This window comes from Sulfurimonas sp. (assembly GCF_029027585.1).
Classification (GTDB): domain Bacteria; phylum Campylobacterota; class Campylobacteria; order Campylobacterales; family Sulfurimonadaceae; genus Sulfurimonas.
The window spans coordinates 2,055,888-2,072,952 of record NZ_CP093397.1; the positions used below are offsets into that span (position 1 = coordinate 2,055,888).

Sequence of the window (17,065 nt, forward strand, 5' to 3'; positions counted from 1 at the left end):
AAATTATAGCACAAAAATATTAAACGCACTATTTTTGGAGAGTGTTAATAGTACTAAATATGCCTTCTTCTCTAGGTTTGTATTCTATAAGAAAATCACCTTTTACTTTACCTTTTGAGAAGCTACTTCTATATCCAAAACCCTCAACCATAAATCTTGTCTTTTGTCTTGCATCTTCAGTGTTCCAATTTTCATACTCTACTCTATAAAGGGCACTATATATTTGTGCTCTTCCTGTTCCATGGTAGCAGTGTATTAAAATTGGATAGTTATTTTTGTTATCAAGAACTTCAAAAAACTTAGTAAGAGTCTTTTTATTTGGTACTTGTCCTGATGGTATATTTACATGTTTTATGTTTAGATTGTTCTTTTTATTTATTTGATTAATAGCATTATCTTCTTCATCTATATTTTTTTGTTTTGCTGGATTAAGTGCATCTTGAACACCCGGATCCATTAAGTCTATAACAGTTTTAATATTATATTTTACAAGATAGTCTTCAAGTTTTTCAGGTTTTATAAGACCTGATTTATAAACCTTATCTTTGCTTATTACTTCAAAACGGTAGTCAAAATGCACATGATATACATAATAAGTAGCTAGTATTACAACTAAGATAAGTGAAATTTTAAATATTTTTTTCATGATTCTCTCCTTTTTATTATATCTTTGAATCCCCATGTCCGTCTTGTTTGAACTACTTCACTGTGAGACATCTCTACTAACATTAGTTCTTCCTTGTTTCCAAGATGAGATAATAACTCTCCATTAGGAGATGCTAGTATGGAGTCTCCATAAAATTTCCATGAAAATTCTTCTTGGGTATATTCACCTATTCGGTTTGCTCTGAGAATGTAGCAGTTGTTTGTAAAAGCACGAGAAAGTACAAGTGTTTTCCATCTCTCAAAAGAGTCAAAAGTAGATACACTTGGTAGTAAAACAGCATCTACATTTTTAGATGATATTTGTGCAAATATTTCATCAAAATGAAGCTCAAACCCGCTAATAATCGCAAACTTAAAACCATCAACTTTAAAAATTAGTGGGGATTTAATAGCATCTATACTGTTTGAAAAGAACTTTTCCTCATTCCAATGTGAGTAATTTATAAGAAGCTGTTGTTGATAATATGCAGTAGATGCTGGAGCAAATTTAGCTACTGTTTTATAAACTTTTTTTCTTTTTACAATTACAAGAGGTGCGACTATTACCATCTTGTAAGTAGAAGCTAATTCTTTTAGTATTTTTATCTGGTGCTCGGCTTGTTCTTTTATCATCGCAATTGACATATTTTGCAACTCTTTGAAAAAAGGGTTTAATATGTACTCACCAAGAAGAAGAACTTTTACATTTTTTGTATGAGCGATTCTTATGTAGTTGTAAAGTTTCGTACTGCTCATACCTTGAGCACTAAGTTGCAGTACCGCACAACGCATTAGTTACTCTTAATTTCGTTGATTTTTATGACAGCATCTTCTAGTATTTTCTGAGCATCATTTAATTCTTTAATACCTTTTTCATACTCTTTAACACTGTTTTGCAAAGTTATTTCTGGTTTCATTAAGGCTTCTAATATTTTTTTTGCACTTGTGAGTTTTGTTTCAAAATTTCCTGTTTTAGCCATCTAATGCATCCTTTACATATTTTTCAAATTTTTCTAACTCCACCAAAAAAGCATCATGTCCATAACCGCTATCTATGTCAATATAGTCATAGTTGTCATTTCCAATCTCTTTTAGTGTATCAGCGATTTTTTTCATCTCTATATTTTTAAAAAGTAAATCATCTCTAAAGCTAATCAAATGCATACTTGAAGTTACTTTTTTAAGAGCCTCTTCAAGTGAGTCAAAACCTCTTGCTAAATCAAAGATATTGATAGCTTTAGTGATATATAGATATGCTAAAGGGTCAAACCATTTTGTAAAATTGTAACCATTGTACTCTAAATAAGATTCAACTTGAAACTTTCCAAAAAGTTCATAAAGTCCATCTGTCCTTTTGTATTCACGACCAAACTTTGTTGCCATAGACTCAGGTGATAAAAAACTAATATGACCTGCCATACGACCAACAGCCATACCTGATAAACCTTGCTCTTTTATAACCTCAGGGTCATAGTAGCCTTGCTTAAAATCAGGGTCTTTTAAGATAGATTCTTGAGCTACTTTGTTAAATGCAATCGCCCAAGGTTGTGTTGCGTGAGTTGCTGCCAAGGCGATGATTTTGTTTGCGAAATTTGGATATAGAACTGCAAAAGCGAGAGCTTGCATCCCACCCATTGAGCCACCAACAACCGCGTGAACTCTGTGAATATCAAGTCTGTCAAAAAGTATGCGTTGGGCTTTTACCATATCTTTTATGGTTACAACAGGAAACTTATAACGGTAGTGTTCGTGATGAGGGTGTTGCATACTCATAGGACCTGTTGAACCAAAACAACTACCAATAACATTTGAGCAAACTACAAAGTATTTATCTGTATCTATTGCTTTTCCAGAACCGATAAAACCATCCCACCAACCAGCTTTAGTTTCATCTTCATAGATGCCAGCTGCATGATGAGAACCTGTAAGTGCATGACAAACTACAACTACATTACTCTTGTCATCATTTAGTTCGCCATATGTTTCATAAACAATGTCATAAGGTTCTAAAATACGACCACTCTCTAAATAGAGAGGGTTTGTAAAGTGCTCTGTATGTATTTGTAAGTTTAAAGGCAAGTTTGTAGTTCTCCGTAAAATAATAGTAACATTTTAGCGAAAATGACTTAATACTACTTTTTATGCTTCTAAAGCTTGTTTAATATCTGCGATTAAATCTTTTATTGATTCTAATCCAGCCGAAATTCTAATAAGTCCAGAAGGAACACCACAAGCTTTTAATTCTTCTTCATTTAACTGTTGATGAGTTGTAGATGCAGGGTGCGTTATGATTGATTTTGAATCACCAATATTTACAACTAAAGAGTAAAGTTCAGTAGCGTCTACGATTTTAGTAGCTACTTCTAAAGAGTCAACTTCAAAACTTAAAAGTCCACTACAAGCTCCATTGTCAAAGTATTTTTGAGCATTGACATAGTTTGAGTTACTTTTTAGTCCAGGGTAATTTACTTTATTTACTTTTTGATGTGCTTCTAAAAATTCTGCTAAAGCTAAAGCATTTGCCGAATGCTCTTTCATGCGAAGAGATAGTGTCTCTGTTCCTTGAATAAATAACCAAGAGTTAAATGGAGATGGCACTGCACCAATATCTCTAAGAAGTGAAAGTCTGGTTCTTAAAGTAAAAGCAGGAAGAGGTACATCAACATAAACTAAACCATGGTAAGATTGGTCAGGCTCATTAAACTGAGGGTATCTTGGGTTTGCTTTTAGTTTTTCTAAAAGACCTTTTCTCTCAACTAAAATACCACCAATCGCAAGACCTTGACCTGTTGTATATTTAGAAGTACTGTGAACTGATATATCTGCTCCAAACTCAAAAGGACGGCATAAAACAGGAGTCGCAACAGTATTATCAACTACTGTAAGTATGCCATGTTTGTTAGCGATGGTAGTAATCGCCTCAATGTCTGCAACATCAATACTAGGGTTTGTTAAAGACTCAAAAAAGATAACTTTTGTTTTGTCGTCTATGAGTGCTTCTATCTCACTTGGGTTTTGAACATCAAAAAATCTTGATTCAATTCCAAAGCGTTTAAGAGTATGAGAATTAAGTGTAAGACTTCCACCATAAAGTTGTCTAGCACATACTATGTTATCACCAGCCTCAGCAGAGTTAGCAATAGCATAAAAAATAGCACTCATACCACTAGCAGTGGCAATAGAAGCCTCTCCACCTCTAACTCAGCAAATCTTTTTTCAAAAACATCTGTTGTAGGATTATTTAAACGAGTGTAAATGTTACCTAGTTCTTTAAGTGCAAATAAGTTTGCAGCGTGCTCAACATCACGAAACTCATAAGCAGTTGTCATATAAATAGGAACTGCCATAGTTCCTTGAGAGTCTTTTTCATATCCAGCGTGAAGTGCTTTTGTTTGTAAATCCATTATTTCTCCAATGTTATAAAATATTTTAGTGATTTTATCACATAATACTTAATGTATTACTTGTACTATTAGTCTAGTAAACTTATTGTCTATTTATTGAATAGGTTGCCATCTATAGATTGGGTCTATTACATGTATAAATGGAACTTTTTCTGCTATATGACATGCATTACATAACTGTTTAGTATTTATATATTCTTTTTCTATTTGTTGCAAATTTTTTGTTGATAGTGCTTTGTACATGGCTCTATATTGTGTATTTAAAAACATGACTTCGCTATTATTTTTACGCTTTGGTCTTCGTTGTATTCCATTCTCAATTGTTTTTTTGATTTTATCCAACTGATAGTGAGCCAAATCATAATTTTTGTCTTTGATGGCAAAGTAAAAACTATTAAATCTATAACCAACTTCAACCATCGCTAAGTCAAATCCTCTAAATTGTTTTTGTATTTTTTTAAATTTTTGTTCATTTGTTTTTGTTTCAAGAAGCCAATTTGACTTTGTAGAATAGTTATTTTCTGCAAACAAATTACAAAAAAACATTATGGAGATTATTAATATGATTTTCATTTTATTCCTTATAGTAGTCAACTGAAGCATTTAATTCAAGCTCAGCATCTGGATGAAATAAGTATTTCATCTATAAATTCAATCTTTTAGATATTTTTTGAAAAACTTTATCCCAATCAACAAGTGATATACTATTTGTTCCTCGAACTTGTTATAATTTTGGTTCAAGTTCTAGGTTTTGTACTCTTTCAAAGTGCTTAATATTATTGCTAATTAAAGTGCAATCATTTTCAATAGCAATACTCGCAATTATTAAGTCCATATCAGCAATTATATTACCATTTTTTTTTAATCGTGCTTTCTCTTTTGCAAAAAGTAGACTTGATATTTTAGTGAATTCTAATACTTTGAAACTATCCAAAAAAGGCTCAATTATTTTTAAATTTTTAGTTATTTTAGAAGAGTTGTACGCACCATAAATTAATTCAGTATAATTTATTCTTGAAATATACAAATTATCTATTGGAATTTGTGAGAGTCTTTCAACAACTTCTTTTTTCCCTTTTAAAAAGTAAATTAATATGTCACTATCAATTAAATATTTTTTCATTAAAGGTCTAACTTAAAGTCTTTAGAATTTTTATCATTTATAATGTTTTGTAACATAATGTCAGCTTCATTACCTTTTAGTTTACCTGCAAACTGCAATAACTGGTTATGCTTTAAATGATTTTGTTGCGAAAAAAAGCTTATGGCCTTTTCTATAATTTCTGTTTTTGTTGTATGAAGTTCTTCTGATAATTGATTAAGTGTAACAATAACACTTTCTTCTAATCGTAGATTTACTGCTCGTTTCATGACGATTCCTTTATCTTTACAATATTATACATTATAAACATTTTTTTGTAAAGATAAAAAAATCAAGTAAGTTAGGTTATAATGGTCATGCAGTGAGCGGACAACTATTTATTAAAGCCATACTATTCTAAATACTCTCATCTATAAACTTGAAAAGTACATCTTTTTATGATGCTACATGTAAAGCATTTTTAAACATAATGGCATGAATATCTTTTATGAAACTACTATTAATAATATTTTTTTATTTGGAATTTGGTTCCTCGTTGTTTCTTGTTTTAAAGAAACAAATAAATACCGATTTAACTCTATATAAATATTTTAGAGGGGTTTATTATGAAAATAGCACAATCAGATGTAGTATTTTCAAGCACACATTATAAAAAGCATGAAGTTTTAGAAAAAGAAAGTTTAGTTGAGTGGTCTAAAGGTGAGCGTGATCCAAGACAGCCTTTTTCGTTTGATAGACTAGAGTTAAGTGATGAATTTAACAGTATGGAAGAAATATCAATAGATCTAAAGCTTCAAATGCTAGTCCTAGCACTTGAAGCTTTAATGGGAATAAAGATAAACATTTCTCCTCTAACAAATACTTCTCAAAGAGTAGGCTGGGGGATTGATTATAGTTATGAAAAAAAAGAAATAAGAGAAGAGCATTTAAACTTTTCAGCTTCTGGTAATGTACAAACAGAGGATGGTAGAGAGATAGATTTCAGCATGGCTTTTAGCATGAAAAGTAGTTCAGAGTCGCATGAAAGACTTAGGATTGTAGCAGGCGATGCCCTACTTACTGATCCTTTAGTATTGAACTTTGATTCTGGGAATGTTACTATCTCAAATATTAAACATGAATTTGATTTAGACCTTGATGGTAAAAGTGATGAGTTTTCTTTCGTTGGAAGTGGCAGTGGATTTTTAGCACTTGATAAAAATAAAGATGGGAAAATCAACGATGGTAGTGAACTATTTGGACCTAAAAGTGGTAATGGTTTTAATGAACTACGTGCTTATGATTCTGATAATAATGGTTGGATTGATGAAAATGATGATGTGTTTGAACAATTACTTATTTGGACAAAAGATGAAAATGGAAAGGAAAATTTATTTAGCCTTAGTGATAAAAATATTGGAGCATTATATTTAGGAAGTGTACTTACATCTTTTGACTTTAGAGCAAATAATGAACTTCAAGGACAACTCAAAGAGAGTTCAATTTACTTAAAAGAAGATGGTAAAGTTGGAACACTTCAAGAGATTGATTTAGTTGTTTAAATAGTGGCGATAACCACTATTTAAAGGCACGATTAAGTGCTGAGAATAAAGCTTTGATAGAAGCAATAGGTATATCGTTATTAGCTCCTACACCAAAACAAGAAAGTACATCTTTATTCTGAATCTCTATGTAAGCTATTCCTTTTGTAGAACTTTTATCTCCACATGAATGTTCAGAGTATGAAGTTAAAATAAATTCAGTTTTATAGTTTTTCATTAAGGCTTTTTTATAAGCATCAAGGAGTCCATTTCCTCCATATAATGTGGTGATTTGGATATAACGACTGTCTTGAGAAATAAGTCGCCGCTAGGCTACTTATTTATCTCCTAGTACTTGTTATATGATATTTTTAATTTTTAAAGATTCTATTACAATTTGTTTTCTATATTTAAGTGTATCTTTCGTTACATCTGCATTTAATGCAAAAAACCAAACTCCATTCTTTGTTTCTACATAGCCGACATACCAACCAATTTTTCCAGAAAATCCAGTTTTTGCTTTAATAATGTAATTTTCTGTTTTTTTAACTGTTAATATTTTTTTGGTGATATCAATATATCGTTGTTTAAAGGGTAGTTCATTTTTATATAATTTTTTTAAAAAATCTATTTGTTCTATGGCTGATATTTCTATATCACCATCCAACCAAAATGTTGTTACCTTGGAACCTGTTTTGTGATTACCATAGTTTATATTTTTAAGATAAGTTAAATACTTATCATTACCTATCTCTTTTGCAAATTTTTGATAGCACCATATACATGAAACTGAAATAGCACTTTGTAAAGTTTGGTCTTTATTCCAAGAGCTGTATGAACGAATTTCCCCATCCCATTTTATAATCTCATTTTCATCTTTTATAACTTCTTCTTCTAATGCAATGAGTGTATTTATTATTTTAAATGTTGAGGCAGGGATATACCCTTTAACAGCTCTTTGATTATTGTATATATATTTTACATCATCATTTAATGCAGATATAACTATTGTCCCGTTTAATTTACTTTTATCAAAAATATTTGCTAAATCATTGTCTTGAGCAAGGGATAGACTTAACATGGTGCTAATTAGTAAAATCACTCTTTTAAAGTTCATTGTTTTCCTTTATTCAACAACATTATATATAGAGTAAGCTTAAAATAAATAATTAACTATCATGGTTAATGATTGTTAATTAATAAAGTTTCTATAAAATATGACTATTTGTCATACTTTTGCATTATAATGAATATTTTACCTATTATGCTTAAAACTAAGATGATTGTTACTTGTTCATAAATCTACATAACATTCATGATGATACTTAAGGCAAAGGTTGTAATATGGAAGTTAAAAGAAAATTATTAGACTTAGTTTGAGATAAGATTAGATTTAAACACTATATTCATTGTATAAAGAGTTACTTGGTATTGATATGGGTGAAATGAATAAGACTAAAGCCATTAGTCCATTAGATTTTTAGGTTACATTTCTTGAGATGTAACCTAAGTTTATTTTAGAAATTATTTTTCGTATAAAGATTTACTCCTAGCATTTAGCATAGTTTTTTTGTTTGATAAAAACTCATCAACTGCTATGGCACACTCTCTACCTTCATAAATTGCCCAGACTACAAGTGATTGACCTCTTCTCATATCTCCAGCACTAAACACTCCTTTAACAGAAGTTTTGTAGTTGTTTGTTTGGATGTTGCTTCTTGCATCTGTATCAAGATTTAACTCTTCTATCATCCCTGTTTGCTCAGGTCCCATAAAGCCCATTGCTAAGAAAATTAAGTCAGCTTTTAAAGTAAATTCAGTTCCTTTAATTTCACTAAATCCTTTATTCCCCCACTCAATTTTTACACAGTTTAGACCTTTAACATTTCCATTAGCATCTTTGATGAATGATTTTGAAAGTATGTTAAAGTCCATCTCACAACCCTCTTGTTGAGAAGTTGATAGTTTAAACACTCTTGGATATGTTGGCCATGGCATAGCATCTGTTCTCTCTAATGGAGCTTTTGGCATTAGCTCTATTTGAGTGATAGATGCTGCTCCTTGTCTTATAGAGTTCCCAACACAGTCACTTCCTGTATCTCCTCCACCAATAACTATAATATGTTTATCAGTGGCTAAAATCTCTTTTTCTTTAAGAATATTTTCACCCTCTATGCGTGAGTTACACTGTGCTAAAAATTCCATTGCAAAATGAATACCTTTAGCATCTCTATTGTCTATTGGTAAGTCTCTTGGTAAAGACGCTCCACCACATAGTACAACAGAGTCATATTCATCTTGAAGTTTTTTCAGTGGTATATCTATACCAATATGAGCATTTGTAACAAATTTTATGCCTTCTTCAACCATCATATCAATTCTGCGTTGAACTACTTTTTTCTTGTCAAGTTTATAGTTTGGAATACCATAACGAACTAAACCGCCGATGCGTTTATCTCTTTCATATATAGTAACTTCATGTCCCGCTTTGTTAAGCTGACTTGCAACACTAAGACCAGCTGGACCAGAACCAACAACTGCAACTTTTTTGCCACTTCTGATTTTTGGTACTTGTGGTTTCATCCAGCCTTTTTTGTAAGCCATCTCAATTATTGAATACTCGATGCCCTTTATTGTAACTGCGTCATCATTTAAACCAAGAACACAAGCAGTTTCACATGGAGCAGGGCATACTCTTCCCGTAAATTCTGGAAAATTATTTGTACTCATCAGTGTACGAAATGCATTTTCCCATTTGTTTTTATATATGTGATCATTAAATTGAGGTATATTATTACCGACTGGACAACCATAATTACTATGACAAAAAGGAACACCACAGTCCATGCATCTAGCACCTTGAATCTCCATTGCATTTTTACTCGCAGGAATTACAAATTCATTGTTATGCTTTATGCGTTCCTCTACTGGTGCAATAGAAAAATTTTGACGCTTATACTCTTTAAATCCTGTAACTTTTCCCATCTTACACCTCCCTCATTTTTTGAGCTTGTTCTTTTAAAACTCGTTTATAATCAACTGGCATAACTTTTATAAAGGCATTTTTTGCCTCTTCCCAGTTTGCTAAAATCTCTTTTGCCTCTTTAGAATTTGTATAAGTTATATAGTTCTCTATCATATCTTTTAATTCTTTTTCATCAGTATCATTGTCTACACTGTCTAAATCAACACTTCCTTTATTTATACGACCTTTAGCAGTTTTGTTCTTATCATATATATAGGCTATACCACCGCTCATTCCAGCAGCAAAATTCTTTCCAATTTCACCAAGTATAACAACTCTACCACCAGTCATATACTCACAACCATGGTCACCAATGGCTCCAACCACAACATTTGCTCCAGAGTTACGAACACAAAAACGCTCACCTGCTAGACCATATATGTATGACTCTCCACTTGTAGCACCATAAAAGGCAACATTTCCTAAAATAACATTTTCATTTGCTTCATAAATAGCGTTTAATGGTGGATATAAAATAAGTTTACCACCACACAATCCTTTTCCGTAGTAATCATTTGCATCACCTTCTATTTCAAAGGTAATCCCTTTAGTTACAAAAGCACCAAAACTTTGTCCACCGCTTCCTGTTGCTTTAAAGTAGACAGTATCATCACTTAAACCAGCTTCTCCATATTTACGAGTTACTTCTGCTGAGAGCATTGTGCCAACAGTTCTATGGATATTTCTTAGTTTTATATTCTCTTTTATAGGTATTTTATTTTTTATAGCATTTTGAGCTAAATCTATTAGTTTATTGTCAAGTGCATTTTCTAAACCATGTTCTTGTTTTTTAGTACAGTAAGGGGTATCGTCACTTCTGACATGAACACGATGTAAAAGCTTGTCAAGTTGTAGATGTTTTGCTTTCCAGTGAGTAACACCTTCTTTTGCCTTTAGTTTATCTGTTCTTCCTACCATTTCATTTATAGTTTTAAACCCAAGTTGTGCCATGACTTCACGCAATTCTCTTGCTATAAATTTTATATAATTTACGATATGTTCAGGTTTACCTGTGTATTTTGCACGAAGTTCTTTATCTTGAGTTGCGATGCCAACAGGACAAGTATTTAAATGACATTTTCTCATCATTATACAGCCTTCAACTATAAGTGCGGCAGTTGCTACTCCCCATTCTTCTGCACCAAGTAGAGTTGCTATGGCAATATCTCTACCAGTACGAAGTTGTCCATCAGTTTGCAGAACTATTCTTGAGCGAAGACCATTTTTAACAAGTGTCTGATGTGTTTCAGCAAGTCCTAACTCCCAAGGAAGCCCAGCGTGTTTTATAGAAGTTTGAGGTGAGGCACCTGTTCCTCCATCAAAACCAGAAATCAAAACAACATCTGAGTGAGCTTTAGCAACACCAGCGGCAATAGTTCCAACACCAACTTCAGAAACTAGTTTAGTATTGACTCTTGCATGTTTATTTGCATTTTTAAGGTCATGGATTAACTGTTTTAAATCTTCAATAGAGTAAATATCATGATGTGGAGGTGGGGAAATAAGACCAACTCCTGGAGTTGAGTGTCGTATTTTACCTATGATTTCATCAACTTTATGTCCTGGAAGTTGTCCACCTTCTCCAGGTTTTGCACCTTGAGCAAGTTTGATTTGAAGTTCTTCAGCATTAACAAGATAATTAGAAGTTACTCCAAAACGCCCAGATGCGATTTGTTTTATTTTAGAGTTTTTATTAGTTCCAAATCTAGAAGCGTCTTCTCCACCTTCTCCTGTATTACTTTTTGCTCCAATAGAGTTCATGGCAATAGCTAAAGTTGTATGTGCTTCTTCAGAAATAGAGCCATAACTCATAGCACCAGTTGCAAAACGAGTGATGATAGACTCAACTGATTCTACTTCATCTATATCAATAGGTTTTAAGCGTTTAAAGTCAAGAAGAGAGCGAAGACTAATGTAACCTTCTTGAGGGTCATTTATAAGTTTTGCATATTTTTTATATGTTTCATAGTTGTTGTTTTTTGTAGAGTCTTGAAGTAGAAAAATAGTTTGGGGAGTAAAAAGGTGATTTTCTCCTCTTTGACGGTAAGCGTAATGCCCACCATAAGGTAAGTCATTTGATTCTATAATCTCTTTTGGATAAGCGATTTTATGACAAAGTAGTGTTTCTTCTTCTATGGTGTCTATATCTATACCATCCAGTCTTGTTGGAGTTCCTTTGAAGTAGTTATCTACTAAGTTTTGTGAAAGACCAACTGCTTCAAATATTTGCGCACCTGTGTATGAACGAATAGTTGAAATTCCCATCTTAGACATAATCTTGTAGATGCCCTTTCCAATAGCAGTTATATAGTTTGCTTCTGCCATTTTTGGAGTGATACCTTTGTCAATCATTTTTCTTTTTCGCATATCTTCGATAGTTTCAAAAGCCAAGTAAGGATTAATAGCATTTGCACCATAACCAACAAGTGTAGCAAAGTGATGTATTTCTCTTGCTTCACCTGTTTCTATAACAAGTCCACAGTTTGTTCTAAGACCTGCATCTACAAGCGCATGATGAACAGCACTTACCGCTAAAAGAGAAGGTATAGCTGCTTTAGTTTTGTTTGTACCTCTTGTTGAGAGTATAATAACTTCATGCCCAGCTTTTACAGCATCACTAGCTTGTTCTAAAACACTATTTAAGGCTCTTTTTAAAGAATCACTTTTTGTTGAATCAAAAAGAATACTTATAGTTTTTGCACTAAAGTTAAACTCATTTATTCCACTTAATTTTTCAAACTGTTCATTTGTTAAAATTGGAGATTTTAATTTTATAAATTTTCTATCTTCATCAACTTCTTGAAAAAGATTTCCTTGTGGTCCTATGTATGAGATAAGTGACATAACAGACTCTTCTCTAATCGGGTCAATAGGGGGGTTTGTAACCTGAGCAAATAACTGATGAAAATAGTTGTAAAGATTTGTAGAAGCATTTGATAAAACTGAAAGTGAAGCATCATTACCCATAGAACCAGTAGCTTCATAAGCTGTATTTGCCATTGGGGCTAAAAGAATTTTTAAATCTTCTTGCGTGTAACCAAAACATTTTTGACGAACAAGTATCGTTTTATGATTTGGTTGTTTTACATCTTTGTTTAATGTTAAATCATCAAGATTTATTTTTTGTTTTTCAATCCACTTTGCATAGTTGTGTGCAGTTGTTATTTCTGCTTTTATTTCATCATCGCTAATGATACGACCTTTCTCTAAGTCTGCTAAAAACATTTTACCTGGTTGTAGTCTTCCTTTTAAAACAATATCTTCAGAAGGAAATTCCAAAGCACCTTGTTCAGAAGCCATTACTAAAATATCATCTTTTGTAAGGAAGTATCTTGAAGGACGAAGACCATTTCTGTCTAGTGTAGCACCTATGATTTTCCCATCTGTAAAAGCAACAGATGCAGGTCCATCCCAAGGCTCCATAAAAGTAGCATGGTATTCATAAAAAGCACGACGAGATTCATCCATCTCTTGATCTCTCCATGCTTCAGGAATCATCATCATCATAACATGAGCAAGTGGACGACCAGCGAGAGTTAAGAGTTCTATAACATTATCTAAAACAGAAGAGTCTGAACCTTTTGCTTCATTTATAAGGTAAGGGTAAATTTTATCAAGTTCATCATCAGTAAAAAGTTTTGATTTTAGCATTGACTGTCTTGCTCTCATCCAGTTTATATTTCCACGAAGAGTATTTATCTCTCCATTGTGAGCTATATATCTAAATGGCTGAGCAAGAGGCCAAGATGGAAAAGTGTTTGTTGAAAAACGGCTATGAACTAGTGCTATCGCTGATTCATAATCTGGTTCGTTTAAGTCTGGGAAATATAAAGGAAGTTGCTCTGTTATGAGTTGTCCCTTGTAAGAAATGGTTTTGTAAGACATTGAAGGCATATAAAAATACTCAGTACCACGAACATTAGAAGTTGTTATCTTTGACTGTGTGTATTTTCTAATGACAAAAAGTTTGCGTTCAAAAGCATCAGCATCTTCTAACTCAGGGTTTCTTTTTATGATGACTTGATGTATGTAAGGCTCAATTACTTTAACAGTTTCGCCTAAAGATTCATTAACAGTTGGAACTCTCCTCCATCCTAAAAATTCTTGACCAAGGTCTTCTATACAATCTTCAACGATTGCTTTACACTCTGCATAAGCTTCAGGGTCTTTTGGTAAAAATACTACACCAACAGCATAATGACCAAATTCAGGTAAGTCAATATTTTTTTCTTTTAAAACTCTGCGTAAAAACTTATCTGGCATCTGAGTTAAAATACCCGCACCATCTCCAGAATTTTTCTCAGCACCAACAGCTCCACGATGCTCAAGGTTTGCTAAAAGCGTAAGACCTTTGCTTACAATATCATGAGATGCTTTTCCTTTTAGATGCGCTACAAAACCAACGCCACAAGCGTCATGTTCAAATTCTGGGTCATAAAGTCCCTCTTTTGTTGGTAAATATTTAGGTTGCATAATTCTCCTTTTATAAAATAGTTAGTAATAATAATTATTTGTAAATAGTATCTAAAGTTAGATTAAAAAAATTATAAAGGGAAAAAAAGTTTAAATTTTGGTGCTTATTTATTCATCATAAATGACAGCGGTATTAGCTAATAAATCATGTAAGCCTCTTTTGTCACTTCTAAAAGCAACCATAAAAAAACCAATAAGAAGAGATAAAGTAGAGATAATGTATCCAAATGAGCGAGTAATAGCTTGTTTGTTATCTATATCTGTTAGAGTTTTAGCATCTACTATTTTGATATGAACAAATTTTTTGCCAGGAGTTGCTCCTCTCCATCGTTTCCAAAAAATCATAGTAATTAGTAAAACGCACACTTCAAAAAGAAGTTCCCACTTCATAGACATCTGAGGTTGAGCATTGAGTGCATTTACATTTCCACTCATTGCCATTTGTATGTTTTGTTGATATTGTGCGAAATCAAACCAATTTCCATCACTAAGAAAATAGATAACAATCCCAATAGGCAAGGCTAAAAATAAAGTATCTAAAAAAGATGCAATAAATCTAATCCAAAAACCTGCGTATCTAACTTTTTGTAATGATGGCAAATCTACTTCCTTGTGAGCTTGAAATATATTAGTTGTATTTTATCAAGAACAAGCTTTAAGTATAGTAGTAATAATTTTTATTAAAACAAGAAATAAGTTAAATAAAGTTAAAATAGTATAAACAAGCATTTATTATAAGGGAGGTCTTTACTTATGGTAAAAGAAGAAATTTTAAAAGAACTACGAAATGCAAAAGCAGCTCATATACAATGGTTGCAAAGGGCAAAATTATTAATAAAAGGTTTTGAAACAGAGGAAAATTTTATTCCAGTAGATGCTAGAGCATGTAAGTTTGGATGTTGGTTTTACGGAGAAGCTCAAAATTTAAGTGCATTAAAAAATAACCCAGTAGAGTCTATGAGAAAAGTTGAAAATTTGCATAACGCTTTACATAGTATGTATCTAAATATTTATAAAATATATTTTTCTCAAGATTCTCAAGGTTTTTTTAGTAAACTGTTTGGACAAAAGAAGAAAATAACAGATGAATCTACAAAACTTGCAAAAGAATATTTTTCAAAATTAGAATTTATTTCAAAAAATCTTCTTAATGAAATTAATCGTATGGAAAGAAGAATCTTAGCTATTAGTAGTGAAGATATATTGAAAATTTAAATATTATAGTTACACCTCAGTAGAGACTGTGAAATAACAACAGTTTATTTTACGGTCTCCAATGGGATGATTTTTTATCTTAAAATTACAGCTTTTCTACTTTTAAATTTAAGCATAAAGTAAATTCTAAAAAAACAAACTACATATAATAAAGAGTTAGCTATATATTGAGCTATTTCTTCTTTTATGGAACTTATATCTCTATCTTTTAAAGCTATCATCAGTTTTTGAAATAGATTTATACCTATCAAATTTAAAAGTCTTTTAAAGTTATAGCTAAACATGATAAGTGCATTTTCACCTGATACTTTTTCTTTGCCACGAACAAGATAATGATCCCAACCTAAAGTTCTTTTAATTGTTCCAAATGGATGTTCAACTATTGAACCTCTTTTTTTGACTATTACTTTAGATTCTTCAGTTTGCATCTTTTTATTATGTGCTTCTGTTATATACTCATGTTCCCATCTATATATTTGTTTATATGGTGCTTTTGTAGGTATACATTTATCTTTGAGAGGACAAGCTTTACATATTGCACTTGTACCTGTATAAATGAAATTAACTTTATCATTCTTTATTTGTGGTGCAATTCTTTTTTTTAGTTGATAATTATTAGGACATATATAGCAATCATTGTTATCATTGTAAATAAATTCATCTCTTGTAAATTTACCTTTGTCTTTTTGAACTTGTCTCATATTTGCTAAAGGAACAATAGCATTAATATTATCTTCACTACATTTTTTAAATTCTTTAGCACTATAATATCCTGTATCAGCTACTATCTTTAGTTTATCTACTCCTAGATTTTCTTTGGTCTCTTTCGCCATCTTATGCAGTTGTGCTCTATCGCTACCTACTGTTGAAATATCAGTAGCTACTATGAATTTAAATGAATCATCTACAACTATCTGTGAATTATATGCCATAAGGTTATGTGCAGGTTTTTTCATAAGAGAAGCATCTGAATCTGTTTTATTATATTGAGTTTTACCCATCTCTTCTAAAAGTTTTAAGTTTTTAGATAACTCTTCTTGTTGATATTTTAGTTTTCTTAAATCTTTTGGTAGTTTATTAATGATACTTGATGGTTGTTTCTCTTTATCTGCATACTCTAGTGATTTGAGATACTCTTCTATTTCAGTTTCAATTTTAGTTAAATCTTTATCCAGTGTCTTTTTCAATATTAGTTGATTTTTAGAGGCATTCGCTCTTAAAAATGCTCCATCAACAGCTTTTAATCCATCCCCTATTAAATCTATATTTTTACATAAAACTACAAACTCTTTAAATACTTGTTTTAGTGCTTTTGGATTCCTTGCTCTAAACTCTGATATAGTTCTATATGTTGGTTTTAAGTCTTGTGCTAGCCATATTAGTTCTAGGTTTCTTTTACACTCTTTTTCTAATGCTCTTGAACTTCTTATCTTATTTAGATAACCATAAATATATATTTTTAACAGTAGTTTAGGACTATAAGCTTTTTGTCCATCTGCTCTATCACTTTTTCTTGTATTTGAAAACTGCAGTTTAGTTAAGTCTAATAATTCTACATAAGAATCTATTGCTCTTACATTGTTATCTTCATCTACATAATCATCAATACTTGGTGGAAATAATAATTGCTGATTTCTATTTAAACCTTGTTTATATAGTTCACTCATTAGTTGCCTTAAAA

The 17,065-nt window shown here is 31.7% G+C and carries 15 protein-coding genes and 1 pseudogene; 2 read left to right on the top strand and 14 right to left on the bottom strand.

All coding sequences use genetic code 11. The annotated features are described in order from the left end of the window. Positions 1–28: 28 nt before the first annotated feature. The 8 genes and pseudogenes from MOV50_RS10660 to MOV50_RS10695 all read right to left on the bottom strand — a co-directional run bounded on the left by MOV50_RS10660 (position 29) and on the right by MOV50_RS10695 (position 5,420). Entirely contained in the window at positions 29–646 is a 618-nt protein-coding gene (locus MOV50_RS10660; protein ID WP_321777889.1) for a dual specificity protein phosphatase family protein, read from the bottom strand. After that, positions 643–1,437, bottom strand: a complete 795-nt coding sequence (locus MOV50_RS10665; RefSeq protein WP_321777890.1) for a carbon-nitrogen hydrolase family protein — start codon at positions 1,435–1,437, stop codon at positions 643–645. Before MOV50_RS10665 ends, MOV50_RS10660 begins: the two co-directional genes overlap by 4 nt. Further along, positions 1,437–1,625 (bottom strand): exodeoxyribonuclease VII small subunit, encoded by a 189-nt coding sequence (gene xseB / locus MOV50_RS10670; protein ID WP_321777891.1) that lies wholly within the window; start codon positions 1,623–1,625, stop codon positions 1,437–1,439. Before xseB ends, MOV50_RS10665 begins: the two co-directional genes overlap by 1 nt. After that, the gene (metX, locus tag MOV50_RS10675) at positions 1,618–2,724 is read right to left on the bottom strand and encodes a homoserine O-acetyltransferase MetX (RefSeq protein ID WP_321777892.1); all 1,107 of its coding nucleotides are present in this window, start codon (positions 2,722–2,724) and stop codon (positions 1,618–1,620) included. Before metX ends, xseB begins: the two co-directional genes overlap by 8 nt. Before the next feature lie 60 nt (positions 2,725–2,784). Further along, positions 2,785–4,049 (bottom strand): annotated as a pseudogene (locus MOV50_RS10680) (O-acetylhomoserine aminocarboxypropyltransferase/cysteine synthase family protein). A gap of 93 nt (positions 4,050–4,142) precedes the next feature. Next, positions 4,143–4,622 (bottom strand): hypothetical protein, encoded by a 480-nt coding sequence (locus MOV50_RS10685; RefSeq protein WP_321777893.1) that lies wholly within the window; start codon positions 4,620–4,622, stop codon positions 4,143–4,145. A gap of 151 nt (positions 4,623–4,773) precedes the next feature. Further along, on the bottom strand, positions 4,774–5,172 hold the full coding sequence (locus MOV50_RS10690) for a PIN domain-containing protein (RefSeq protein ID WP_321777894.1): 399 nt from the start codon (positions 5,170–5,172) through the stop codon (positions 4,774–4,776). Continuing rightward, positions 5,172–5,420, bottom strand: coding sequence for a hypothetical protein (locus MOV50_RS10695; RefSeq protein WP_321777895.1), 249 nt, complete (start codon positions 5,418–5,420; stop codon positions 5,172–5,174). Before MOV50_RS10695 ends, MOV50_RS10690 begins: the two co-directional genes overlap by 1 nt. Before the next feature lie 336 nt (positions 5,421–5,756). Between MOV50_RS10695 and MOV50_RS10700 the strand changes: the two genes are divergently transcribed. Next, entirely contained in the window at positions 5,757–6,692 is a 936-nt protein-coding gene (locus MOV50_RS10700; protein ID WP_321777896.1) for a hypothetical protein, read from the top strand. Between the two features lie 16 nt (positions 6,693–6,708). Here MOV50_RS10700 and MOV50_RS10705 read toward each other — a convergent pair whose 3' ends face one another. The 5 genes from MOV50_RS10705 to MOV50_RS10725 all read right to left on the bottom strand — a co-directional run bounded on the left by MOV50_RS10705 (position 6,709) and on the right by MOV50_RS10725 (position 14,769). After that, positions 6,709–6,990 carry an alpha-isopropylmalate synthase regulatory domain-containing protein gene (locus tag MOV50_RS10705; protein WP_321779665.1) on the bottom strand — a complete coding sequence of 94 codons (282 nt, stop codon included), beginning with the start codon at positions 6,988–6,990 and terminating at the stop codon, positions 6,709–6,711. A 39-nt stretch (positions 6,991–7,029) separates the two neighbouring features. Further along, on the bottom strand, positions 7,030–7,788 hold the full coding sequence (gene blaOXA, locus MOV50_RS10710) for a class D beta-lactamase (protein WP_321777897.1): 759 nt from the start codon (positions 7,786–7,788) through the stop codon (positions 7,030–7,032). A gap of 407 nt (positions 7,789–8,195) precedes the next feature. Beyond that, complete coding sequence (locus MOV50_RS10715; RefSeq protein WP_321777898.1) at positions 8,196–9,656, bottom strand: glutamate synthase subunit beta; 1,461 nt, start codon at positions 9,654–9,656, stop codon at positions 8,196–8,198. A gap of 1 nt (position 9,657) precedes the next feature. Beyond that, the gene (gltB, locus tag MOV50_RS10720) at positions 9,658–14,169 is read right to left on the bottom strand and encodes a glutamate synthase large subunit (RefSeq protein WP_321777899.1); all 4,512 of its coding nucleotides are present in this window, start codon (positions 14,167–14,169) and stop codon (positions 9,658–9,660) included. Positions 14,170–14,277: 108 nt separating this feature from the next. Next, positions 14,278–14,769: an RDD family protein gene (locus MOV50_RS10725; RefSeq protein WP_321777900.1), complete on the bottom strand. Its 492-nt coding sequence runs from the start codon at positions 14,767–14,769 to the stop codon at positions 14,278–14,280. Positions 14,770–14,922: 153 nt separating this feature from the next. On the opposite strand from MOV50_RS10725, the gene MOV50_RS10730 reads away from it, so the two are divergent. Then, on the top strand, positions 14,923–15,384 hold the full coding sequence (locus MOV50_RS10730) for a CZB domain-containing protein (protein ID WP_321777901.1): 462 nt from the start codon (positions 14,923–14,925) through the stop codon (positions 15,382–15,384). Between the two features lie 74 nt (positions 15,385–15,458). Here the strand turns inward: MOV50_RS10730 and MOV50_RS10735 are convergent, their stop codons facing one another. Next, a complete protein-coding gene (locus tag MOV50_RS10735; protein ID WP_321777902.1) occupies positions 15,459–17,051 on the bottom strand; it encodes an IS1182 family transposase in 1,593 nt (530 codons plus the stop codon). Positions 17,052–17,065: the final 14 nt, after the last annotated feature.